The sequence below is a fragment of the Flavobacterium bizetiae genome (genome assembly GCF_902804475.1).
GTDB classification, from domain to species: domain Bacteria; phylum Bacteroidota; class Bacteroidia; order Flavobacteriales; family Flavobacteriaceae; genus Flavobacterium; species Flavobacterium bizetiae.
Genome location: NZ_CADCSU010000107.1, coordinates 61,641 through 79,259, shown reverse-complemented (window position 1 = coordinate 79,259; position 17,619 = coordinate 61,641). Strand labels below are relative to the sequence as shown.

The window sequence follows — 17,619 nt, the reverse complement described above, 5'->3', positions numbered from 1 at the left end:
ACACCCCCCCTCGCCCCCTCCCCCACTCATCGTTTTTTTTTTTAATGATACGGCGACCACCGAGATCTACACGAGCCTTATCGTCGGCAGCGTCAGATGTGTATAAGAGACAGTAATAATATTGTTTAGCGCATCATTACTGGCTCAGGAAAGTCAGGACAAAGAAGTTTTTAAACCTCATCATCAAATTGGAATATCTATAAATCACGTTCATGTTTTTGAAGGAAGAGACGATGAAGGAAACAGGGAAGTTTTGACTTTACCGGCTTGGGGACTTGATTATACGTATCATATCAGTAAAAATGGGCCATTGGACTGCATACTGATTTTGTAATTGAAAAATTTAAAGTAGAAAAAAATCTGGCAAGTGGCGACGACAAAGAAACTGTGGAGAGAAGTTATCCCATTGCTCCTGCCCTTATGGGAATTTACAAACCAAATGAACATTGGAGTTTTCTGTTAGGAATGGGAGGCGAATTTGCCAAGGAAGAAGATTATTTTTTAACACGTATTGGAGTCGAATACGGTTACGAATTACCAAAAGGATGGGAAATTTTCGGAACGTTTAGTTACGATTTTAAATGGAATGCCTACGACAGTTGGGGAATTGGATTAGGAATCGCAAAAAACTTTGGAGGAAAATAAATATTGAGAAAACGAAAGCGCATCTTTAAACCACAACTTGCAAACTAAAACAATGGTACTTTTTTACTATTATTCTTATTTTTTTTATAATTTTAATGAGCTTAAAATACTGAAAATGAAAAACATAAAAAGAAACCTTAGAAAAATAGCACTTATCTGTTTAATGGGATCATTTTTCTTGATTTCATTTGATAGTATTGCGCAGCGTGGTCACAATGGTGGTAATGGTATTCGTGGCGGAGCAAAATCAAGACCCGCAGTAAACAGACCAGCAAATCAATCCCGACCAGCAGTAAACAGATCAACAACAAGACCGGGATCTAATGGCTCTGGTACTAAAATAAACAGACCTTCGAACACTTCAAACACAAATATTAATAACAGAAAAGCGAATATCAATAATAATACTACCAGAAATTCCGGAAACAGAAATACCAACATTAGCGGAAACACAGTAAACCGAAACAGAAATAATGTAAATATTGACAGAAGTCGTAACACTAACATTAATATCTACAACAATAGAAATACCGTTGTACGACGAAATACTGTTGTGGTTTACAATCGTCCGCCTTATAGATATGGAGGTTATCGCTACAACACTTTTCACCCTTATTATTTTCATCCTTATCATCCGTTTTATTACGGGCCAGTTTGGCATCCATGGGGATTTTTCGTAGCAACTCTGGCCGTTACAGCCATTGTAATTAGTGTAGAAAGCACTCAATATCATTATGATCAGGGCGTTTGGTACGCACCTTCTAATGGAGGCTATACAGCAGTGCCCGCACCTGTTGGAGGAACCGTCAATAATATTCCGAGTGGAGCAGAAACCGTCAATACCGGCACCGTCAATAACTATTATTACGGAGGAACTTATTATGAAAAAGATGGAAGCTCTTATAAAGTCGTTCCACCTACTGCCGGAACTGTTGTTGATAATTTGCCGGAAGGTGGTGAAGAAGTAACGATTGGCGATGTAAAATATGTGAAATTTGGCGAAACTTATTATCAGCCCGTTCAGGTTGATGGCAAAAGCAAATACGAAGTTGTTCTTGTTGAAGAAGATAAGTAATTAATTCTATAGGATAACTATAATTAAAAGTTATTTTTTAACTTTATACCCTATTTAAATACCACAAAACCCGACCATAATGAAAAACAAAACCTATTGGATCTTAGCAATCCTAACTATCTCGATCATTTCGATTGCTTATGGCTACACTAAAATTATTGCGCCAAAACAAAAGTTAGCAGCAATGGATTGTGCCGAAACCCCAAATACTGCTGAAGCTTCGTTATTTAAACCAACAATTGAAAACAAAAACAAACCTCCTTTAAATAAAGCACCTAAAGGCATGGTCTGGATTCCGGGCGGAGAATTCTCTATGGGAAGCAATGTCGAAGATGAAAGTTTATGTAGCATAAAAGGTGTTACAAAAGATGCAGCACCTATACATCGCGTATATGTAGATGGTTTTTATATGGATCAAACCGAAGTGACCAATGACCAATTTGAAGCTTTTGTAAAAGCTACAGGTTATGTAACGTTAGCCGAAATAAAACCAACTCACGAAGAATATCCTGATGCACCAATAGAAAATTTAGTTGCCGGATCAGCTGTTTTTACCCCTACTCCTGCGACTGTAAATTTAAATAACTATATGCAATGGTGGACGTATGTTCAGGGTGCAGACTGGAGACATCCGGAAGGAGCCGGAAGTTCTATAAAAGGAAGAGGCAATTATCCTGTGGTTCAAATTTCGTACGATGATGCGGCAGCTTACGCTAAATGGGCGGGCAAAAGATTACCAACTGAAGCCGAATGGGAATTTGCTGCACGTGGCGGAAAATCAGGACAATTATATGCTTGGGGAAATACTTTAAAACCTAAAGGAAAATTTCAGGCTAACATATATCAGGGTCACTTTCCTGTAGAAAAAGGAGATACCGGAGAAGATGGCTATATTGGTATTGCGCCAACAGCACAATTCGAACCCAATTCTTACGGACTTTATGATATTGGAGGAAATGTATGGGAATGGACAAATGATTGGTATACCGCAGATTATTATGCTGTAATAAGCGAAAAAGGTCACGTTGCCAGAAATCCGCAAGGTCCTGAATCTTCTTATGATCCAGGAGAACCTAATTTACCTAAAAAAGTACAGCGCGGAGGATCCTTTTTATGTACAGATCAATATTGTACACGCTACATGGTAGGAACAAGAGGAAAAGGAGATTATAAATCACCCGCAAACCATATTGGTTTTAGATGTGTGCAATAATTTTTTATCGCTATTTTGTTCGACACAAATTACACGAATTAGCACAAATTAAAATATATTTTAGATAGCCTGTAAATCCAATTTCATGAATTTCAATTCGTGAAATTGGATTTTTTTTATAACACAAATAAATTCGCGAAATTCGTGAAATTCATGGCAAACCTTTTTTACCCGTTTTTTCTATTTTTCATAATTTAGAGCTTCACAACGCCTAATTATTTGCTTATATTTGCTAAAAATTAAACAAATGCAACATATTATAGATCGTTTTATCAGTTACGTTACTATTGATACTGAGTCAGACCCAAATTCAAATACCACTCCAAGTACAGAAAAACAATGGAATCTTGCCAATAAATTAGTCGAAGAACTAAAAACAATTGGTCTTTCTGATGTTACAATAGACGACAAAGCTTATATCATGGCGACTTTGCCAAGTAATGTAGATCACCAAGTACCAACAATTGGTTTTGTTTCGCATTTTGATACTTCTCCGGATTTTAGCGGAGCAAATGTAAAACCTCAGATCATCGAGAATTACGACGGTAAAGACATCATCTTAAATGCAGAGAAAAACATCGTTTTATCTCCAAATTATTTTAAGGATTTACTACAATATAAAGGACAAACAATCATCACAACTGACGGAACTACTTTGTTAGGTGCAGATGATAAAGCAGGAATTACTGAAATTGTTTCGGCAATGGAATATTTGATTCAGCATCCTGAAATCAAACACGGAAAAATTAGAATTGGTTTTACTCCCGATGAAGAAATTGGTCGTGGAGCTCATCATTTTGATGTAGAGAAATTTGGTGCGCAATGGGCCTACACCATGGACGGAAGCCAAATTGGTGAATTGGAATATGAAAATTTTAATGCCGCCGGAGCTAAAATTACTTTTAAAGGAAAAAGCGTTCATCCTGGTTATGCTAAAGGAAAAATGATCAATTCGATGTTGATTGCTAATGATTTTATCAACGAACTTCCAAAAGGAGAAACTCCGCAGGAAACTAAAGGTTACGAAGGATTTTTTCACGTGCACCACATAACAGGAAATATCGAAGAAACGGTTTTAGAATTGATTATTCGTGATCATAACAAACTGAAATTCGAAAAAAGAAAAGATTTAATTGGTAAAATTGCTAAAAAGATCAATAAAAAATTCGCTAAGCAATTTGGTGAAGATATCGTAATTGCTGAAGTAAAAGATCAGTATTACAATATGAAAGAAAAAGTACTTCCGGTAAAATACATCGTTGATATTGCCGAAAAAGCAATGAGAGAACTAAACATTAAACCTGTCATTAAACCTATTCGTGGCGGAACCGACGGATCTCAATTATCATTTATGGGATTACCTTGTCCGAATATATTTGCTGGTGGTCATAACTTTCACGGAAAATACGAATATGTTCCTGCAGAAAGCATCCAAAAAGCAACTGACGTCATTGTAAAAATTGCTGAATTAACTGCTATTCCGGGTGCTTTTGATGTAGCTGAAAAGCCTAAAAGAAAAAGATAAAAGGAAAAATAAATTCCAATTTTGAAGATTGGGAAAGGGAAAAAATTCCAAATTCCAATTATACCTATTATAGACCTTTGTCAAAGTTTTAAACTTTGACAAAGGTTTTTTTGTCGTAATGTCATTGCGAGGAACGAAGCAACAGTATGCAGAATTATCACAAATTGTCACCACAATCTTTGTCGAACCTCTTACGGAGATCCCTCGTTCCTCGGGAAGACATACTTTATGGTTACGTTGTATATAGACTTTTGTCTATATACAACTTTATCTACCTTGGAATTGAATCTCTTTGCGTAGACGCACTGCTGTGCGTCTCTACAATTAACAATACGAATAATTTGGAATGATTGTAGACAAAAAAAAAATAACAATATCCGTGTAAAATCCGCGCTTTCGCGAAGCGAATCCGTATAATCCGCGTGCCATGCTATTGCCTGGATTGTGATTACTCTTTGCGGAACTCGACTTCGCTCAGTCTGACACGCCTATATTCACATAATGAGATTGCTTCGTTCCTCGCAAAGACTCACAATGCTTTTAAATCAAACACAAAAAAAATCCCAAACTCCAGTTTTGGAATTTGGGATTTCAAATATTGTAATTTAAAAAATTAAGCTTTTTTATTCAAAGCAGCACTCATTTCCATAGAAATAGCTGAACGCTCAATTTTTAATTTTCCTGACATTGTTTCGATAACTGCACTTGTTTCTGCAAGCTCAACCACTTTACCGTGAAAACCACTTTTTGTAATTATTTTGTCACCTACTTTTAGGCTATTTTCAAATTCTTTTTCGTTTTTCGCTCTTTTTTGTTGTGGTCTGATCATGAAGAAATATAACACTACAAACATTAGTAAATAAGGAGCAAATTTCATTAAATCTTGCATAGTATTCAGTTTTTATTTTTGTTATTAATATTTATGTTTTTGGCTCTTCGACCTCGCTTAAAGCGACATCAATAATTGGAATTTGGAATTTAAAAATATTGAGATTTATCAAAAATTTACATTAAACCACGTCCAACTTTAACCATCTTTTTATTAGCCGTTAGTTCTTTAACAAGGTTATCTAAAATTCCGTTGATAAAAATACTACTTTTTGGTGTAGAATACTCTTTTGCAATTTCTAAATATTCGTTAAGAGTTACTTTTACTGGAATTGAAGGGAATTTTAAAAATTCGCAAATTGCCATTTTCAAAATAATAGTATCAATTTCGGCAATTCTTTCACTGTCCCAATTTGGTGTTTTATCGTCGTATTCTTTTGCAAAAATAGTTTCGTTCAAAACTGTTCTTCTAAACAAATCTTTAGCAAAATCTTTATCCTCAACATCTTTGTACAATTTTGGTACTCTAAAATCATCAGGATCCTGAGTTTTAATTGCTTTTAATTGTTTAACGATATGTGTATTTACAACCGGAATGTCATCAACCCATGTTAATTTATCATCTTCTAAATACTCATATAATTTTTCGTTAGGAACAATTACATCAGCAAATAAATCGATCACAAATTGTCTGTCTTCTTCGAAAGTATTTGTTGTAGTGCTCATGTATTTTGCATACACATCACTTGATTTAATATCATTTAAAAGTAAAATGATATAATCATCGTTTAAAGACCAGTTGTTGATTTTACGATTTTCTAAAGCAATGCTTAAAGAATTACTTTCGGCAAGAAGTTGAAAAATTTTGTTATTGATGAACTTTTCGTTCGGATTACGTTCTGCAGCAGTTGCAAGATGTTTTTTGCTTGATAAATGCAAGAAAACTGATTCTTTTTTGCAGATTTCAATCAATGAAGAAAGCATTATAAGATATAAATCCTGAATATTATCGATACTGTAAAAAAGAAACTTCTCTTCTTTTTCCAGATTATCAGAACCGCTTTGATGCATTGCATAAATGGATTGCATTACTTTAACGCGTATGTGTCTTCTATTTACCACCTTGTAAGAACATTTAAAAATTAGTCTGCAAAATTAGCAATTTCAATCCTTATAATAAAATTTATTCGCAATTTTTAGTCACAGTTATCAGTCACGGTTTGCAATACTGCAGAAAGTGGCTGAAAAAGTCTCAGTTTTTAGTCTCAGTTTTCAGTCTCAGTATTCAATAGCGGGCATAAAAAAAGTCTCAGTCTCAATTTTCAACTGAAAACCGAGACTGAGACTGTCAACTGTAAACTAAAAATTACTTTTTAGCAGCGTTTTCAATTTTTCTCAAATCGATACGATTTTGAGCAATTGTAAGTGCCGCTTTATGTGTTGTCATACCGTTTTTCACAGCATAATCGATAATTTCTAATGTAGTGTTATAGATGTTTTCGGTTTTCGCCATGATTTCAGCTTTACCGTAGTGCTCTAATTCAGCATAAACATTGATGATTCCACCAGCGTTAATCAAGAAATCCGGTGCATATAAAATACCTCTTTCCTGTAATCTTGCTCCGTGAACATTTTCATCAGCTAATTGATTGTTTGCCGCACCAGCAATAACTTTAGCTTTAATTTTGTTTACTGTATCGTCATTAATGATTGCTCCCATTGCACATGGCGCATAAATATCAACATCTGCAGTATACAAATCTTCACCAGTATAAACTGTAGCGTTGTATTTTGAAGCTACCTGAAATAATTTTTCTTCGTTGATATCTGTAATTGTAACGATTGCTCCTTCTTTAGTCAAATATTCTACTAAAGCTTCACCAACGTGACCAATTCCCTGAACCAAAACTTTTTTACCATCTAAAACATCAGTACCAAACTGACTTTTAGCAGCAGCTTTCATTCCTAAATAAACTCCGTAAGCAGTAATTGGAGAAGGATTTCCTGAACCACCTCTTTCTTCAGAGATACCCGTAACATAAGGAGTTACGTCTCTTACAGTGTCCATATCTTTAGTTTCCATTCCAACATCTTCTGCTGTAATATATCTTCCGCCCAAAGAGTGAACAAACTCTCCAAACTTGCGCATTAATTCTGGCGTTTTTTGCGTTTTAGCATCACCAATAATTACTGCTTTACCTCCACCAATGTTTAATCCTGTGATGGCAGATTTATATGTCATACCTCTGGAAAGACGCAAAACATCGTTTAATGCTTCCCATTCAGTATTATAGTTCCACATTCTGGTCCCTCCTAAAGCTGGCCCCATAACTGAATTATGAATACCAATAATTGCTTTTAAACCCGTATCTTTGTCATTGCAAAAAACAATTTGTTCGTGATCATCAAAAGACAGTTGACCAAAAACAGGATCCATTTTTTGAAGTTCCTTTCCAGTTGCGAAAGTTGCATCCATAGCGCTAGTATTTATTAGTTAAAATTATGAATTTGTCAAAAAGACTTCTCAAATTTATATAAAAAATACACTTGTGCTAATTTTTTATCTTTAAAATAACAATATAACAATCGTTTTGTTTTGATTAAATTATACTTTCCGTTAATTTTAATTCATAAAAATTTACAATATCAACACAATTCAACATTGAATCTCTTAAAAAAATGAAAGAATTAAGCTATTTAAACAAATATTTCATAAAATATAAATATAGTTTCTCTTTAGGAATTTTAATCACCATAATCGCACAAATATTCTCTTTATTTACTCCTAAGCTTATCAGTAAGTCCCTAAACGCTATCGAGAAGTTTGATAAGCTGCCAAAAGCAGAACAAACATCGCAAGTAGTTATAGATAGTTATCGCGACGGATTAATTCATAACGTACTGTTAATCATAGCCACTACGATTGTTGCTGGGTTTTTAACGTTTTTAATGCGCCAGACTTTAATTGTAATGTCGCGTCATATCGAGTTTGATTTAAAAAATGAGGTTTTTAAACAATACGAAAATCTTTCACAGAATTTCTACAAACAAAACCGTACCGGAGATTTAATGAATCGTATTAGCGAAGACGTTTCAAAAGTGCGTATGTATGTTGGTCCGGCGGTAATGTATACGATCAATACTTTTATACGTTTTGCTATCGTTATTATATATATGTATAATGTTTCGCCATTATTGACCTTATATACTATTTTGCCTTTGCCGATTCTTTCGTATTGTATTTTTAAATTAAGTTCTGAAATCAATAAACGAAGCACCACATTTCAGCAATATTTATCGAAAGTATCAAGCTTCTCTCAGGAGATTTTTTCCGGAATTAGAGTAATCAAAGCAAATTCGCTAGAAAACCAACATCAGAATAATATGGTGGCTCTTGCCGATGAAAGCAAAAAGAAAAGCTTAGACTTAGCCAAAGTACAATCGCTATTTGGTCCATTAATGATTGCCTTAATAGGAATCAGTAATTTGGTGGTAATTTATTTTGGAGGTGTTATGTACATTAACGGAACCATCCCTAATATTGGTACTATTGCTGAGTTTATTTTATATGTAAATATGCTAACGTGGCCTGTAGCTTCGTTAGGATGGGTTTCATCGATGGTTCAGGAGGCAGAAGCTTCTCAGAAACGTTTGAATGAGTTTTTAAAATTAGAGCCTGAAATCAAGAACAAAAACGAAAATTCATCTGACATTCAGGGATCTATTGCTTTCGAGAATGTAAGCTACACTTATGAAGATACTAATATTGAAGCTTTAAAAAATGTAACTTTTACAGTAAAAAAAGGAGAAACGCTGGCTATTTTAGGAAAAACCGGTTCGGGAAAATCAACCATCTTGTCTTTGATTTCACGTTTGTATGATGTGACTGAAGGAAGAATCACGATTGATGGAAACGAAATCAGCACTTTAAACTTAAATGATCTTAGAAATAATATTGGAATTGTACCTCAGGATGCTTTTTTATTCTCAGACACAATAAAAAACAACATTAAATTTGGTAATCAAAACGCTACAGATAAACAAGTAATTGAAGCTGCCAAAAATGCTGTTGTTCATGATAATATTGCTGCTTTTAACAAACAATACGATACTATTTTAGGAGAAAGAGGTATTACACTTTCGGGCGGACAAAAGCAGCGTGTATCTATTGCGCGTGCGATTATTAAAAACCCGGCCATACTGCTTTTTGACGATTGTTTATCGGCAGTAGACACAGAAACTGAAGAAACAATTTTGAATAATTTATTCGAAATCTGTAAAGATAAAACTACAATAATTGTAAGCCATCGTGTATCCTCTGCAAAGAACGCTGATAATATAATTATTTTAGAAGACGGCAGGATCATTCAACAAGGCTCTCATAATCAATTAATAAATCAGGAAGGATATTATGCGTCGTTATATTTAAAACAACTTTCGGAAAAAGAATTACTTTAAATGTTGCGTAATAGATAATTTTTTATGATTTTTGAGTACTATTAATTCCAAAAATGATAGAACGTATTATGAGAGAAAATGACATGTTAGAAAAAGAAGAGATTTTTTCTAAAGTATTACGAGCAGGAAGAAGAACTTATTTCTTTGATGTGAGAGCTACTAAAGCTGATGATTATTATATCACTATTACCGAAAGCAAAAAATTTACCGAAGAAGACGGTTCTTTTCATTTTAAAAAACACAAAATTTACTTGTACAAAGAAGATTTTAGTGCTTTCGCTGAAATACTAGAAGAAATGACTTCATATGTCTTGAACCACAAAGGCGAAGAAGTAATTTCTGAGAGACACCAAAAAGACTTTAAAAAAGAATATGGTTCTGATAAACCTGAAACACAAAGAACCAGTTTTACCGATATTGATTTTGACGATATTTAGTCGAAAATAACTTGAAAAAGTACAAGTCCAAATGTTCTGCATTTTGGACTTTTTTTATATATTTAAATTCTATAAATTTAGTCGAAGATCTATTTTAGATTTTAGACTGTTGATTTTAGATTTTGTCAGATAGCTACACTCAATTCAACTATTTTAAATGAAAAAATTAATCCTCTTACTTACTTTCCTATTTATTGGAGCTTCTTCTTTTGCCCAAAAACTAGAATACGAAACCAAGACAAATATTCAATATTACAATACTGCAACAAACAAATCTGACAGTTATATTAACGAAAGATGCGTTTTGGATATTTACTATCCTAAAAACACTAAAAATTTCGCCACGATTGTCTGGTTTCACGGAGGCGGACTAACAGGCGGAAGCAAAGAGATTCCGGAAGCGTTAAAAAATAAAGGTTTTGCTATCATTGGCGTAAACTACAGATTGTCACCAAAAGCAAAAGCAGCAAAAGCGATCGACGATGCCGCTGCGGCTGTTGCGTGGGTTTTTAATAATATTTCTAATTATGGAGGCGATCCTTCTTTGGTATTTGTTTCCGGACATTCGGCAGGAGGATATTTAGGAATGATGATTGGTTTAGATAAAAAATATCTTCAAAAAGAAGGAATTGATGCGAATAAAATTGCGGGATTAATTCCGTTTAGCGGACAATGTATTACGCATTTCGAAATTAGACGAGAAAACGGAATTCCAGAAAAACAGCCTGTAATTGATACTTTTGCGCCTTTATACCACGTTCGCGCCGATGCTCCGCCACTTTTATTGATTACAGGAGATCGCGAATTAGAAATGTTAGGCCGCTATGAAGAAAACGCCTATATGGCCAGAATGATGAAGCTGGTTGGACATACACAAACAAAATTATACGAATTAGACGGTTACGGCCATGGAATGACGGAACCTGCATTTCCTTTGCTTGTAAATGAAGTTAACCGCATCGTGAAAGAAAAGAAAAAATAATCCTTAAAATAAAATCCACGGCAATGGAAACGAAACTACTAATATTACCCGGACTTGGAAATTCAGGAGAAAAACACTGGCAAACCTTTTGGCATAAAAAATTCGAAAACTCAATTAGAATCGTTCAGGACAATTGGGATGAACCTGTTCGCGAAGAATGGCTCGAAAGATTAAATGAAGAAGTAGCAAAACTTAATACACCAACGATTCTCGTAGCACATAGTTTAGCCGTTTCTTTGGTTTTGCACTGGGCTAAAACAAATAACAACAAAAACATTGTAGGCGCATTATTAGTCGCTCCTGCCGATGTTGATTCACCTGAGCATACTCCGGATATTATCAGAAATTTTGCGCCTATGCCAATTTATACCTTGCCATTTCCCTCGATAGTGGTGGCAAGCGAAAATGATCCTTATGCCTCATTTGAAAGAAAACAATATTTTGCCCAACAATGGGGAAGTGATTTTGTAAACGTAGGTCAACAAGGTCACATCAACTCTGATTCGGACTTAAAATACTGGGAAGAAGGACAATTGATATTACAGCAATTGTTATCAAAAATTTCTTAGTGTTCAGTCACGGTATTCAGTCACGGTATTCAGTCTCAGTTTTCAGTCTGTGTGTGAAATTCGTGGAAAAAATTTAACCGTGAAGTTCGCAAAGTTTTTTATTGTATAGCATCTTAGAAAAAAAAGTTCGCAAAGCTTTGTATAAACTTTGCCAACCTAGCGTAAAATCTTTGCGAACTTCACGGTTAATCTCCTTCCAATCTGAGACTGAAAACTGAGACTGAGACTGAAAACTAAAAAACTACCCAATCCTAAGTCCATTTTCTATTTTAAAATCAGGAGCTAATAAAATAACATCTCCCTCCTCGCCTACTGCACCGAGAACCAGACATTCGCTCATAAACTTTCCGATTTGTTTTCTTGGGAAATTTACAACCGCTACAATTTGTCTATTTACCAGATCTTCTTTTTGATAGCGTTTGGTAATTTGTGCCGATGATTTTCGGATGCCGATTGCTGCACCAAAGTCAATTGTGAGCTGATAAGCCGGTTTTCTGGCTTCGGGAAAATCATTTACTTCTATAATGGTTCCGACACGCATATCGGTTCTTTCAAATTCATTCCAGGTTAAATCCATTGCATTTTTGAATATTGTTCAAATACAAACCTATTAATTTTGTAATTATTCCCACTAATTCTATAACCGTTTTTTTTAGTTCTACAGCTAATTTTACTCAACAAGTAAAAAAGCTCACACTAAAAAGAAATATAAGATGGAAAAAACACTCCTTAACGCCGACCAATCTCTAAGAGATTTTGAATTTGATATTCAGGAACTAAATACAGACAAATACATCGAAACAGCAAAAAATGTCCGTTTATATGTAAAGGATTATGGAAAAGGAAAACCGGTAATTTTAATTCATGGTTGGCCTCTTTCTAATGAAATGTGGGAATATCAGATCGATTTTTTAGTTCAGAACAATTACAGGGTTATAGCTTACGATCGTAGGGGATTTGGTAAATCATCCCAGCCTTATGATGGTTATGATTATGATACTCTAACTGATGATTTGAAAGAAATTATCGAGCAGCTTCAATTAGAAAATGCTACTCTTATAGGTTTCTCGATGGGCGGTGGTGAAGTGGTTCGTTACTTTAGTCGATATGGCGGAAAAGGAGTTACAAAAGCAGCTTTAATTTCTTCGGTTGTTCCCTTTTTATTACAAACAAATGATAATCCTGATGGTCATCCAAAAGAAAAAAGCGAAACTACAGCAAGCGCAATCAAAGAAGACAGAATTGGGTTCGTAGATAATTTTGGAAAAACTTTCTTCGGAATCAATATCATCAATAAACCATTAAGTACGCCTTTACTGGAATATTACAGAACGTTATGTTCTTTTGCTTCTCCCCGTGCTACTTTAAAATGTGCCGAATCTTTTTCGTACACGGATTTTAGAGAAGAGCTGGATTTTATAAAAGTTCCAACTTTAATTATCCACGGCGATGATGATAAAATTGTTCCTATCGAACTTACATCAAAAAAAGCCGCCAAAGCGATTCGCGAAAATACTTATATTGTTTACGAAGGAGCTCCACACGGATTATTTTACACTGATAAAGAAAAATTAAACAATGATTTACTGAACTTTTTAAATTCGTAAATCTTCGCTATATAGTTAAAAATATCCCGGGAATTTTTTTGTAAAACTTTCCCGGGATATTTTTTATCCCTATAGACTTTCTTTTACAGAATATTAAGGCTATTTTTGAATTACTAATCTTTGTATAAAAATGGCACGAACTCCTTCAAATATGTTACCTCTTGGTACAATTGCTCCAGGCTTTAAACTAAAAGATACCAATTCTAATAATGATTATTCATTTGAAGATTTGAAAGGATCAAAAGGAACATTAGTGATGTTTATATGCAATCACTGCCCTTTTGTACTGCATGTTATTAAAGAAGTTGTCATGATTGCCAATGATTATCGTGTTCAGGGAATTGGCGTTATAGCCATTTCGAGTAATGATGTGGAAAAATATCCGCAGGATTCTCCGGAATTAATGACTGAATTTGCTTTTGAAAACAAAATAGATTTCCCTTATTTGTACGATGAAAGTCAGGAAGTTGCCAAAGCTTATGATGCGGCTTGTACGCCTGATTTTTATTTATTTGATGATCAGGACAGGTTGTTTTATCGCGGTCAACTTGATGATTCAAGACCCGGAAACGGAATTCCGTTAAGCGGAACTGATCTTCGAAGCGCTATTGATGCACTCATTTATAACAGAAGCTTAAAAGAACCGCAGAAACCAAGTTTGGGCTGCAATATCAAATGGAAATAAACAATTATCGCTATTTCAAAAAGTTTACCTATCTTTGCAGATCAAATTAATTATTCTCATTGTGAGCACTATAAATATATTTACAGACTTTACCTTGCAGTTTTCTCTTACGAGAAAGCCGCTTAGCGCTGTATTTATTAGTCATAGTAAGGCCTTTATCAATTAGGCCTCCGTCTATTTCAAATTTCTTCTTTCAGGCGGAGGATTTATACCACGATTTAATCATTTATGTTATTTGAAAGAGTAATACTCTCTCAGATAATTTCTTGGTTTTGTCAATCAAAAATTTTCAAAAACATACATCTTTTTAAAATTCCGATTTGCATTTCGCATTTCAGAATAAAAATTATGCATTTATAAGCCTGTAAAAGAAATTAAAGTTATCAGACATTCAAATAAATTAATAATAAAATAAAAACACAGTTATGAAACCAACACCCACTTTCTGTAAAACAGATTATCATTTCCTGAGAGAATTGATATCAAAAAGTAAAAACTCAACAAATGCAAAAGAAGCCAATCAGCTTTCGCAAGAATTAGACCGCGCTGTAATTAGCAAAGAAAGCGAACTGGACAATTCAGTTATAAGAATCAATTCTTATGTAACAATCGAAGATGTAAAGGCAAAAAAACAAATGAAAATCCAGATCGTTCTACCTTCATTTGCAGATTTAAAACAAAGTAAAATTTCAATACTCGCACCTTTAAGTGTCGCTATTATAGGATTTAAAGAGAATGACGAAGTTGACTGGGAATTACCGGCTGGAATAAAAACTCTAAAAATTGTTTTTGTTAATAATATAGCGGAAGAAAGCGCTTAATTTTATCAAACACCTCACTTGTGAAGGTGTTTTTTTATGTTCTATTTTAAACAAAAAAAACTATCCAATAATTACTGAATAGTTTTTTATACTTCTGCAAGAATAAAGTCTTACAACTGAGAATTTATATAATTTGAGATCGAAACCATCTGAGTATCATCTAACTTCGCTTTTTTCTGCATCCTTGTCAAGATAGGCTTCCACTCTTCCTGAGTAAATTTATTGGCCTCATACAATTTATGACATCTTGCACAACTGTTTTCGTACAAATTTTTACCTTCTGCCAATTCAGGTGTTAATGCTACCGCTTTTGTAGTTTCGTATACTGGCACAGGCTCTGTCGTTGCAACCGAAGCTGTCTTTTGAGTTCCGCATGAAACTACAAGCAGCACGACAGCAGCTAGAATTAAGTTTTTTGATTTCATTGTTTTTCTATATTTTTAAAGTAAATATAAAAAAATCCCATACGCATAACGTACGGGATTATTATTTAAAACAAAATTAAATAAGTATGTAATTATATTATTTTACTTCCATTAATTCAACATCGAAAATCAAAGTTGCGTGTGGAGGAATAACTCCTCCTGCACCTGAAGCACCATAAGCTAAGTCAGACGGAATTACGAAACGAGCTTTGTCACCAACTTGTAATAAAGCGATACCTTCGTCCCATCCTTCGATAACTTGTCCCTGACCTAATCTAAATTCGATTGGTTTTTTACGTGGATAAGATGAATCAAAAACTTTTCCGTTTTCTAAAGATCCTTCGTAATGAACTGCAACAGTTTTTCCTGCTTCAGCTTTTTTACCATCACCTTTATTAATCATTTTATAACGTAAACCACTTTCTGTTTTATCAAAACCAGCAGCTAATTGTTCCATTTTTGCTTCAGATTCTGCTTTTAAAGCTGCATCTCTTTTAAGACGAGCACCTTTTAAACCTACAAAAGCTTCGATAGCATTAAATTTCTCTGCTTCTTCTCCAACTCTAATGATTTCAACACTTTGTAAACCATCACCCTGAGCAACAGCATCAACAACATCTTGTCCTTCGATCACATGACCAAAAACAGTATGTTTTCCGTCTAACCAAGAAGTTGGAACGTGAGTAATGTAAAACTGAGAACCGTTACTTGCAGGTCCTGAATTTGCCATTGCTAAAACTCCCGGACGATCGTGTTTTAAACTTGGGTGAAATTCATCATCAAATTTATATCCAGGATCTCCAGTTCCAGTTCCTTTTGGGCATCCACCCTGAATCATAAAATCAGGAATTACTCTGTGAAAAGTTAAACCATCATAGAATTTTTGTCCTTGAGGTTTTACTTTATTTTCCATATTTCCTTCTGCAAGAGCTACAAAATTCCCTACAGTTCCCGGCGTTAAATCGTGAGTTAGTTTTACTAAAATCGACCCTTTACTGGTATTGAATTTAGCGTATATTCCGTTTTCCATTGTTGTTATTTTTAATTTAAATGCAAATTTACAAATTAATTTTATATCAATTTGTGCTTTCTATTTTTTAGATTTTGATTTATAAGTAAGCGCATAAACTGTAAATGCTAATGCTGACAATCCAATACAACCAATCGTTACAGCGTGCCATCCTCCCAGTTTCCATAATAATAAACCGTAAGCTGATCCGGCTGCTGTTCCTAAAAAGCTAAACGACATAAATACCGTATTTAACCTGTTTCTGGCTTCCGGAAGCAATGAGTATACGCGGGTTTGATTAGAGATGTGAACTCCCTGAATTCCTATGTCGATAAAAACAATTCCGATTGCAATTCCGATAACACTTTCTATTGAGAAATAAAAAACTAAAAAGCTAATCAGTATCAATAAACAACCATAACCTACCGCTACTCTTGAACCTCCTTTATCTCCCATTTTTCCCACTAATGGCGCTGCTAAAGCTCCTGAAGCACCTACAATCCCGAATAAACCAATTGTGGCACTATTGTAATTGAATGGTTCTCCTGAAAGCAACAAAACCATTGTAGTCCAGAATGCTCCAAACTGCGCAAAACTAAATACGTTTATAAGAGTTGCTTCGCGTAGAATTGGCTGCGTTTTTATAAGGGTAAAAAGAGATTTTATAAGCTGCCCGTATGTTCCCTGAAACTGAGGTTTATTGACCGGGAATTTATTCTGAATTACAAAAAAGATCAAAAGACAAATTCCGGATGCGATATAAAACATCGATCTCCAGCCCAGAACCTGACCTATAAATCCGCTTAAAGTTCTTGATAATAAAATACCAACAAGTAAACCGCTCATTATCGTTCCTACGACTTTTCCTCGTTGTTCCGGCGCACTTAATGACGCTGCCAAAGGCAAAATAAGTTGTGGTACGATCGAAGTGATTCCGATTAATAAAGACGCAATTTGTAAAAGAAAGAAACTTTTTGCCGTAGCAGCAAGAATCAAAGCAATTACTGATGCAAAAGTAGTAATCAGTATTTGCTTTTTTCGTTCCAGTTTATCACCCAACGGAACCATAAAAAACAATCCGATAGCGTAACCGGCCTGAGTTAAGTACGTTATTGTTCCCGCGCTGGCTTCAGGAATTTTAAATTCGTTGGCAATTAATACAATTAAGGGTTGGCAGTAATACAGATTTGCAACTATAAGTCCAGTGCAAGCTGCCATAAATAAGACATTCGTTTTGGATAAATTCATTTTGCAAAAATACCAATCTAATCTTTATCAAAACTTTAAAAAATGTATAAATTTTTAAAACATGACTATTAATAAAATGATTATTCGACAGA

Annotated in this window: 19 protein-coding genes; 12 read left to right on the top strand and 7 right to left on the bottom strand. The window is 34.5% G+C overall.

Annotated elements, in window-relative coordinates; translation table 11 throughout:
• Positions 1 to 121: 121 nt before the first annotated feature.
• From FLACOL7796_RS14840 to pepT, 5 genes are all read left to right on the top strand, one after another.
• Entirely contained in the window at positions 122 to 334 is a 213-nt protein-coding gene (locus tag FLACOL7796_RS14840) for a hypothetical protein (protein ID WP_173971542.1), read from the top strand.
• 53 nt (positions 335 to 387) lie between these two features.
• A complete protein-coding gene (locus FLACOL7796_RS14835) occupies positions 388 to 645 on the top strand; it encodes a hypothetical protein (protein ID WP_173971541.1) in 258 nt (85 codons plus the stop codon).
• A 115-nt stretch (positions 646 to 760) separates the two neighbouring features.
• A complete protein-coding gene (locus FLACOL7796_RS14830) occupies positions 761 to 1,720 on the top strand; it encodes a DUF6515 family protein (protein WP_173971540.1) in 960 nt (319 codons plus the stop codon).
• A 79-nt stretch (positions 1,721 to 1,799) separates the two neighbouring features.
• On the top strand, positions 1,800 to 2,933 hold the full coding sequence (locus tag FLACOL7796_RS14825) for a formylglycine-generating enzyme family protein (RefSeq protein ID WP_173971539.1): 1,134 nt from the start codon (positions 1,800 to 1,802) through the stop codon (positions 2,931 to 2,933).
• A gap of 247 nt (positions 2,934 to 3,180) precedes the next feature.
• Entirely contained in the window at positions 3,181 to 4,458 is a 1,278-nt protein-coding gene (gene pepT / locus FLACOL7796_RS14820) for a peptidase T (RefSeq protein ID WP_173971538.1), read from the top strand.
• Between the two features lie 613 nt (positions 4,459 to 5,071).
• Here pepT and yajC read toward each other — a convergent pair.
• From yajC to FLACOL7796_RS14805, 3 genes are all read right to left on the bottom strand, one after another.
• The gene (gene yajC, locus FLACOL7796_RS14815; RefSeq protein WP_173971537.1) at positions 5,072 to 5,347 is read right to left on the bottom strand and encodes a preprotein translocase subunit YajC; all 276 of its coding nucleotides are present in this window, start codon (positions 5,345 to 5,347) and stop codon (positions 5,072 to 5,074) included.
• A gap of 116 nt (positions 5,348 to 5,463) precedes the next feature.
• Positions 5,464 to 6,375, bottom strand: coding sequence for a transcription antitermination factor NusB (gene nusB / locus FLACOL7796_RS14810; RefSeq protein ID WP_173971536.1), 912 nt, complete (start codon positions 6,373 to 6,375; stop codon positions 5,464 to 5,466).
• A 277-nt stretch (positions 6,376 to 6,652) separates the two neighbouring features.
• Positions 6,653 to 7,762, bottom strand: coding sequence for a Glu/Leu/Phe/Val family dehydrogenase (locus FLACOL7796_RS14805; protein WP_302774473.1), 1,110 nt, complete (start codon positions 7,760 to 7,762; stop codon positions 6,653 to 6,655).
• A gap of 203 nt (positions 7,763 to 7,965) precedes the next feature.
• Here FLACOL7796_RS14805 and FLACOL7796_RS14800 point away from each other — a divergent pair, with 203 nt between their 5' ends.
• The 4 genes from FLACOL7796_RS14800 (at position 7,966) to FLACOL7796_RS14785 (ending at position 11,732) form a co-directional block, all read left to right on the top strand.
• A complete protein-coding gene (locus FLACOL7796_RS14800) occupies positions 7,966 to 9,744 on the top strand; it encodes an ABC transporter ATP-binding protein (RefSeq protein WP_173971535.1) in 1,779 nt (592 codons plus the stop codon).
• Positions 9,745 to 9,812: 68 nt separating this feature from the next.
• Positions 9,813 to 10,181: a PUR family DNA/RNA-binding protein gene (locus FLACOL7796_RS14795; protein WP_055098480.1), complete on the top strand. Its 369-nt coding sequence runs from the start codon at positions 9,813 to 9,815 to the stop codon at positions 10,179 to 10,181.
• A 157-nt stretch (positions 10,182 to 10,338) separates the two neighbouring features.
• Positions 10,339 to 11,163, top strand: a complete 825-nt coding sequence (locus tag FLACOL7796_RS14790; RefSeq protein ID WP_173971534.1) for an alpha/beta hydrolase — start codon at positions 10,339 to 10,341, stop codon at positions 11,161 to 11,163.
• A gap of 23 nt (positions 11,164 to 11,186) precedes the next feature.
• Complete coding sequence (locus FLACOL7796_RS14785) at positions 11,187 to 11,732, top strand: RBBP9/YdeN family alpha/beta hydrolase (protein ID WP_173971533.1); 546 nt, start codon at positions 11,187 to 11,189, stop codon at positions 11,730 to 11,732.
• A 241-nt stretch (positions 11,733 to 11,973) separates the two neighbouring features.
• On the opposite strand, the gene FLACOL7796_RS14780 is transcribed toward FLACOL7796_RS14785, so the two are convergent.
• Entirely contained in the window at positions 11,974 to 12,309 is a 336-nt protein-coding gene (locus FLACOL7796_RS14780; RefSeq protein WP_173971532.1) for a tRNA-binding protein, read from the bottom strand.
• A 136-nt stretch (positions 12,310 to 12,445) separates the two neighbouring features.
• On the opposite strand from FLACOL7796_RS14780, the gene FLACOL7796_RS14775 reads away from it, so the two are divergent.
• The 3 genes from FLACOL7796_RS14775 to FLACOL7796_RS14765 all read left to right on the top strand — a co-directional run bounded on the left by FLACOL7796_RS14775 (position 12,446) and on the right by FLACOL7796_RS14765 (position 14,845).
• On the top strand, positions 12,446 to 13,339 hold the full coding sequence (locus FLACOL7796_RS14775) for an alpha/beta fold hydrolase (protein ID WP_173971531.1): 894 nt from the start codon (positions 12,446 to 12,448) through the stop codon (positions 13,337 to 13,339).
• Positions 13,340 to 13,469: 130 nt separating this feature from the next.
• Positions 13,470 to 14,024: a thioredoxin family protein gene (locus FLACOL7796_RS14770; RefSeq protein WP_173971530.1), complete on the top strand. Its 555-nt coding sequence runs from the start codon at positions 13,470 to 13,472 to the stop codon at positions 14,022 to 14,024.
• A 425-nt stretch (positions 14,025 to 14,449) separates the two neighbouring features.
• Complete coding sequence (locus tag FLACOL7796_RS14765; RefSeq protein ID WP_173971529.1) at positions 14,450 to 14,845, top strand: GreA/GreB family elongation factor; 396 nt, start codon at positions 14,450 to 14,452, stop codon at positions 14,843 to 14,845.
• Between the two features lie 110 nt (positions 14,846 to 14,955).
• Here the strand turns inward: FLACOL7796_RS14765 and FLACOL7796_RS14760 are convergent, their stop codons facing one another.
• The 3 genes from FLACOL7796_RS14760 to FLACOL7796_RS14750 form a co-directional block, all read right to left on the bottom strand.
• Positions 14,956 to 15,270 carry a cytochrome c gene (locus FLACOL7796_RS14760; protein ID WP_173971528.1) on the bottom strand — a complete coding sequence of 105 codons (315 nt, stop codon included), beginning with the start codon at positions 15,268 to 15,270 and terminating at the stop codon, positions 14,956 to 14,958.
• Positions 15,271 to 15,367: 97 nt separating this feature from the next.
• Complete coding sequence (locus FLACOL7796_RS14755; RefSeq protein ID WP_173971527.1) at positions 15,368 to 16,300, bottom strand: peptidylprolyl isomerase; 933 nt, start codon at positions 16,298 to 16,300, stop codon at positions 15,368 to 15,370.
• 60 nt (positions 16,301 to 16,360) lie between these two features.
• Positions 16,361 to 17,497: an MFS transporter gene (locus FLACOL7796_RS14750; protein ID WP_232067384.1), complete on the bottom strand. Its 1,137-nt coding sequence runs from the start codon at positions 17,495 to 17,497 to the stop codon at positions 16,361 to 16,363.
• Between the last annotated feature and the right edge of the window lie 122 nt (positions 17,498 to 17,619).

What these genes read in the sequence shown, in the direction of transcription:
- FLACOL7796_RS14765 (WP_173971529.1), top strand. Translation starts at nt 14,450, where the DNA reads ATGAAACCAACACCCACTTTCTGTAAAACAGATTATCATTTCCTGAGA.
- FLACOL7796_RS14830 (WP_173971540.1), top strand. Translation starts at nt 761, where the DNA reads ATGAAAAACATAAAAAGAAACCTTAGAAAAATAGCACTTATCTGTTTA.
- FLACOL7796_RS14775 (WP_173971531.1), top strand. Translation starts at nt 12,446, where the DNA reads ATGGAAAAAACACTCCTTAACGCCGACCAATCTCTAAGAGATTTTGAA.
- pepT (WP_173971538.1), top strand. Translation starts at nt 3,181, where the DNA reads ATGCAACATATTATAGATCGTTTTATCAGTTACGTTACTATTGATACT.
- FLACOL7796_RS14785 (WP_173971533.1), top strand. Translation starts at nt 11,187, where the DNA reads ATGGAAACGAAACTACTAATATTACCCGGACTTGGAAATTCAGGAGAA.
- FLACOL7796_RS14770 (WP_173971530.1), top strand. Translation starts at nt 13,470, where the DNA reads ATGGCACGAACTCCTTCAAATATGTTACCTCTTGGTACAATTGCTCCA.
- yajC (WP_173971537.1), bottom strand. Translation starts at nt 5,347, where the DNA reads ATGCAAGATTTAATGAAATTTGCTCCTTATTTACTAATGTTTGTAGTG.
- nusB (WP_173971536.1), bottom strand. Translation starts at nt 6,375, where the DNA reads ATGCAATCCATTTATGCAATGCATCAAAGCGGTTCTGATAATCTGGAA.
- FLACOL7796_RS14795 (WP_055098480.1), top strand. Translation starts at nt 9,813, where the DNA reads ATGAGAGAAAATGACATGTTAGAAAAAGAAGAGATTTTTTCTAAAGTA.
- FLACOL7796_RS14780 (WP_173971532.1), bottom strand. Translation starts at nt 12,309, where the DNA reads ATGGATTTAACCTGGAATGAATTTGAAAGAACCGATATGCGTGTCGGA.
- FLACOL7796_RS14825 (WP_173971539.1), top strand. Translation starts at nt 1,800, where the DNA reads ATGAAAAACAAAACCTATTGGATCTTAGCAATCCTAACTATCTCGATC.
- FLACOL7796_RS14800 (WP_173971535.1), top strand. Translation starts at nt 7,966, where the DNA reads ATGAAAGAATTAAGCTATTTAAACAAATATTTCATAAAATATAAATAT.
- FLACOL7796_RS14805 (WP_302774473.1), bottom strand. Translation starts at nt 7,762, where the DNA reads ATGGATGCAACTTTCGCAACTGGAAAGGAACTTCAAAAAATGGATCCT.
- FLACOL7796_RS14790 (WP_173971534.1), top strand. Translation starts at nt 10,339, where the DNA reads ATGAAAAAATTAATCCTCTTACTTACTTTCCTATTTATTGGAGCTTCT.
- FLACOL7796_RS14760 (WP_173971528.1), bottom strand. Translation starts at nt 15,270, where the DNA reads ATGAAATCAAAAAACTTAATTCTAGCTGCTGTCGTGCTGCTTGTAGTT.
- FLACOL7796_RS14755 (WP_173971527.1), bottom strand. Translation starts at nt 16,300, where the DNA reads ATGGAAAACGGAATATACGCTAAATTCAATACCAGTAAAGGGTCGATT.
- FLACOL7796_RS14750 (WP_232067384.1), bottom strand. Translation starts at nt 17,497, where the DNA reads ATGGCAGCTTGCACTGGACTTATAGTTGCAAATCTGTATTACTGCCAA.